The organism is Planctomycetia bacterium (genome assembly GCA_034440135.1).
GTDB lineage: Bacteria > Planctomycetota > Planctomycetia > Pirellulales > JALHLM01 > JALHLM01.
Genome location: JAWXBP010000173.1, coordinates 1 through 2,925 on the forward strand (window position 1 = coordinate 1; position 2,925 = coordinate 2,925).

General features: G+C 58.9%; 3 protein-coding genes. All 3 read right to left on the bottom strand.

Going from position 1 to position 2,925, the window contains the following annotated elements; translation table 11 throughout:
- Positions 1 to 122 precede the first annotated feature (122 nt).
- Genes SGJ19_09980 through SGJ19_09990 form a run of 3 tightly spaced genes read right to left on the bottom strand, consistent with a single transcriptional unit; the run spans position 123 to position 2,808 of the window.
- On the bottom strand, positions 123 to 404 hold the full coding sequence (locus SGJ19_09980) for a hypothetical protein (protein MDZ4780568.1): 282 nt from the start codon (positions 402 to 404) through the stop codon (positions 123 to 125).
- Positions 401 to 1,624: a calcium-binding protein gene (locus SGJ19_09985; GenBank protein MDZ4780569.1), complete on the bottom strand. Its 1,224-nt coding sequence runs from the start codon at positions 1,622 to 1,624 to the stop codon at positions 401 to 403. Before SGJ19_09985 ends, SGJ19_09980 begins: the two co-directional genes overlap by 4 nt.
- A gap of 50 nt (positions 1,625 to 1,674) precedes the next feature.
- On the bottom strand, positions 1,675 to 2,808 hold the full coding sequence (locus SGJ19_09990; GenBank protein MDZ4780570.1) for a hypothetical protein: 1,134 nt from the start codon (positions 2,806 to 2,808) through the stop codon (positions 1,675 to 1,677).
- Positions 2,809 to 2,925: the final 117 nt, after the last annotated feature.

Consider the following 2,925-nt stretch of genomic DNA (forward strand, 5'->3'; position numbering starts at 1 on the left):
ACCACGATCAACGCCCGCAAGCATCAGGCATCAGGCATCGACCCGCCACCGACGACCCCGCCGGTGAACTGAGGAGCACGATAACGCCCGCGCGGCGTACGCAACCGGAAAAAAACCGCCCCCTACACAAACGCCTCCACCCCATCCACCAAATCTCTAACCGTAGAAGTATTATCCCGCCGGGCGCGGTCGAAGCCAGAGCCGCCGACGAGGGTGTCGATGAGGCCGTCTTTTGCGTAGAGAATGTCGTTGCCGGTTTGGCCGTCGAGCAAATCGCGCCCGCCGCCGCCGTTGATCGTGTCGTTGCCGCTGCCGCCGAAGAGACGATCGGCGCCGCTGCCGCCGTGGAGGTTGTCGTTGCCGGAATTGCCGTGGATGATCTTTTGCTGGCTCAAGGTTTTCAAAGCACCGTTTCGACATCGAACAGCAGGTCGATCATATCTCCAATCGTATCAGCCGTGGCCGAGTCATTACCCGCGCCGCCGTCGAGGCGGTCGTTGCTCCCGCCGCGACCGAGGAGCAGGTCGTCGCCGGCGTCGCCGTAGAGCTTGTCTCGACCAGCGCCGCCGGAGAGCGTGTCGTTTCCGTCGCCGCCGCGAAGGGTGTCGTTGTTTTCGCCACCAATAATCAGATCGTTCCCGCCCGAACCGTACGCCACCAGCGGCGGAGTGCCCTCTTGGATAAAGATCGTGTCGTCGCCTTGCCCGCCATACACGCTGACGTGCGTGTCGGTGTTGCTGTGAAACAACTGGATCGTATTGTCGAGGGAGTTGCCGAAAACCAGTCGCGCCGACTCGCCGGCGATCAACTTTTCGACGCCCGGGCCCATGAAGATCGTGTTGGCGCCGAGGATGTCGCCGACAATCTGAAGGTCCTTGCCGGCACCCAGGTCGATTGCGCCGTATTCGCGGCTTACGCGAACAAAATCCGTCACCGTGTCATTTCCCTCGCCGCCGACGATCTTCATCAACGGGGTGGCCGCAATGTACTCTTTCGCCAGGTCAAAGTCGTCATCGCCGTCTCCGCCGACGAACGTGACGGTGCCGGTGATCGGCGCGTCATCGCCAGTTTCGGGCAGGCGTTCGTCCGGACCGTCAAAGGCATCGTTGCCAGCGCCGGCGTCGATGGTGAACTCGGCCGATCCGTACCCGTCGATTCTGTCGTCGCCAGGGGTAAGCAGAATTCGGACACCCGGATGCAACCGGATGAAATCGTCGCCATCGGAGGACGCGAAACTGATGCGCCGTTTGCCGTCATCTAGCGGGGTAAACTCAAAACCACCCGTCGGACTCTGCGAGTGATCGATTAGCGTCGGGTTCTCGCGCCCGTCCAGATCATTTCTGCCAGAATTCCCAATTAACGTATCATCGCGCGACCCTCCCGTGAGAGTATCGTCGCCGTTTCCGCCGGATATCGTGCTGCGAAAGTTGGTACGGTTAATCGCGATGTCGTTTCCATCGGCGCATGCGATTGAAAGGCGCTTCGCCTGCGCTCGCACAAATACTGATTCGGCTCCGTTCAGGTTGACGATAACATCGGCGTCGCGAAAGCGGACATCAATGGTGTCGTCGGCTGTCGTCCCCTCAACCAGCAGCGTCCCCGAGCCTGAAATCGTCGCGGCCAAGATGAACCTGCGTTCAAGCCCGCCGAATTCTGGAGAAGATTGTTTCCTCATCACCGTTGCACCGCTCCCTTCGTCAGCGTGTCTGTGTTGTCGGGGCGAAGCGTGCCGTACAGGTCTGCGATCAGACCGAAGAACGAGTTGACACGCACCGCATTATCGATGTTCGAGGTTGTCGGCTTGTACGTTCCGTCGAGTGTGATGCTCAACTGCTCATCGTCACTGAAAATGTTCCCCCAACTTGGAGCACCGGAAGTTCCCATGAAGGCGCGTTCGGTGCCTGCGAACCTGAAGACGTAGGCAGTACTACTTGGTGCCGCCGGAAATACGTTGTCGAGGACTTGGCCAGCCATAAACAGGCCGTTTCCAGCTTGCGCTTGGGAGGTGGTGTCATCAATGTCCATGATGCGCTGCGTGTTCGAGCTCGGCGCCGCCGCTTGCTGGGACACAATCAGATTGCCACGAAAGACATTCAGCGAAGCCGCGCCGTTGAGTTGGCGACGGAGCCGCAGCCAGGGCTTATTCAAGATGTTGGGGGTGGATGAGCGATCTTCGTTCTGCTTGTGAACGAATGTATTGTGGAGGAAGTACACGCGCTCGGTTGGGCCGGTGATAACATAACCTCGTTCTCGCGGGGCATTCGGATTCTCCGGCTTCGATAGGCCCCGCGGATTCTCGAAGTAGTTGTTGCGGAGCATCACGTTCGCCACAGGGTTCGTGCCTGCACTGTTGCCCGTCGTGTTGAATTCCAGCCGGCCCAGGTGCGAGTCTCTGTTCAGTCCGGTGGAATCGCGCGGATCCTGAATGAATCGGTTGCTTTCGATCACAACGTGCTGAACTCGAATGCTAGGGTCAGCCGTGCCGCCGGCGACAGCACCGAGCATCGTAGAACCACCGTAGGTCGTGTTGTTGGACCAGTAAATGAAGCGGCCCTTGTTGGCGCGGAGCGTGAAGATGTTCTTGTCCTGTGCTTCTGTCGTCGTGGCTGATGTCAGGCGAGCGCGATTCGTGAACGTATTCTGGTACAGCAACAAATCGGATGCGTAGGTTCGGGTAACGTGGTCTTTTGCCGCGTCGCCTTGCGGTTCGGTCGTCTCTCCCGATTTATTTCCCAGCACCACAAGACCGCGCGTTCCCGGAAAAGATAGCGGGACAGGTCCGACTTTCATAAATCCTTGTTTCTGCATGATCTATAAACCACTTGATGTTCGGCGGGCACTTCGGCTGGCCTGGGGGACGCGCCAAAAGACCGATTCGTGAGTGCACCAAATCCTACCTTATCCTACCTTGCCAAACCCCATTGC

Bases quoted from the DNA above. Each gene is read 5' to 3' on its own strand.
- SGJ19_09990 (MDZ4780570.1), bottom strand. From the start codon at position 2,808: ATGCAGAAACAAGGATTTATGAAAGTCGGACCTGTCCCGCTATCTTTT.